General features: G+C 43.8%; 2 protein-coding genes. Both read left to right on the top strand.

Translation table 11 applies throughout. The features are described from left to right. The first annotated feature begins 74 nt into the window (after positions 1-74). A complete protein-coding gene (locus AC3WTP_RS23265; protein WP_492397005.1) occupies positions 75-395 on the top strand; it encodes a transposase in 321 nt (106 codons plus the stop codon). A 35-nt stretch (positions 396-430) separates the two neighbouring features. Next, positions 431-1327, top strand: coding sequence for an IS3 family transposase (locus tag AC3WTP_RS23260; RefSeq protein WP_492397004.1), 897 nt, complete (start codon positions 431-433; stop codon positions 1325-1327). Positions 1328-1406: the final 79 nt, after the last annotated feature.

Below are 1406 nucleotides of genomic sequence, written 5' to 3'. Positions count from 1 at the left end.
CTCTTAGGCCCCCTAATTAAACTGGAGTCTTCCTATACAGTGTTTTAAACTGTAGATAAGGGAGATGATTCGGTATGGGAAAGAGACTGAAAGAGGAAGAGCGAATTCAAATCGTTAAGCAAGTATTGGCTGGTGTTAAGGTGGGGGTCTTATCCCGCATGCACGATATTCATCCAGAAACCATTCGTGGGTGGGCTAGAGATTTTCGTGATTCCATATCACCAGAAGATATTCCAACTGAAGACGAGCAACTGCAAGAGCTTCGGAGACTGCAGGATGTGGAACAGCGCTACGAGAAAGCTATGAAGGTACTTGGAGAAAAGGAACTCGAAAATGAGATTCTCCGAGAATTACTAAAAAAGAAAAACCCCGCTTATCTGAGAAATTTGAAATAGCAGAATCATGTATTAAGCGGGGGAAACCAGTTGCATTGGTTCTGCGAATACTTGGGTTATGGGAATCAACGTACTATGGACGAATGAAACGAGCTGCCACTCCAAAGTCAGGACGCCCCGTTGAGACTAAGAAAGGGCGTCCTGTGCCTGGATATTCATTCACTGTGACAGGTGAGAAAGTCAGTGACGAACAAATCACAGAGTGGCTCTTTGAACTGCTTGAAGGCGAAGAATACGTCTACGGTTATAAACTTCTTGCACAATCGATTCGCAATCAATATGGTGTTAAGTTAAATAAGAAGAAATCATATCGTCTGTGCAAGGAGCAGGGCATTCTTCAAAAACAGCGTCAACGGATTCCAAAACACCCACGCAGGCTTCCTAAGAATCAAGTCGTAACGAGATCCAATCAGCTGTGGCAGATGGATATTAAGTATGGCTACGTCATTGGACAGGAGCGCTTCTTTTTTGTGCTCAGTATTATTGATGTGTTCGACCGAGTCGTCGTTCAACAATACAGAGGGCCAGTATGCGAGGCCAAGCATGTCGTCCAAACTTTATGGAGGGCGTTACAAAGCCGTATAAAGGCGGGAGATGTAATGCCGACGATCCGTACAGATAACGGACCGCAATTCGTCAGTAAGTTATTTGGAGATACATGTGAAAGTCTAGATATGATCCATGAACGCATCCCGCCGCGAACACCTAATATGAATGCGTATATAGAGTCATTTCACAGCTTGCTGGAACGAGATCTGTTCAAAAAAAGAAACTTCATGACCTTTGAAGAGGCCTATGAGGCACTCGATCGGTATATGGACTTCTACAATAATCGCAGGATGCATGGCAGTTTAAAGTTGATGCCACCTGCAATATTCTCCGAGTGGATCAAGACAATAGAAGACTCTTCAATGTTCCATAAAGCAATGTAAAAACTCGAAATAACGAGCTATTCAATGCACGAGTAATTACTGTAGGGTAGGACTCCAGATTAAAGGGGCTTAGCCGCTT

This window comes from Paenibacillus sp. EB106-04-04-XG159 (assembly GCF_058791835.1).
This window is presented reverse-complemented; position numbering and strand designations above follow the sequence as displayed.

What these genes read in the sequence shown, in the direction of transcription:
- AC3WTP_RS23265 (WP_492397005.1), top strand. Translation starts at nt 75, where the DNA reads ATGGGAAAGAGACTGAAAGAGGAAGAGCGAATTCAAATCGTTAAGCAA.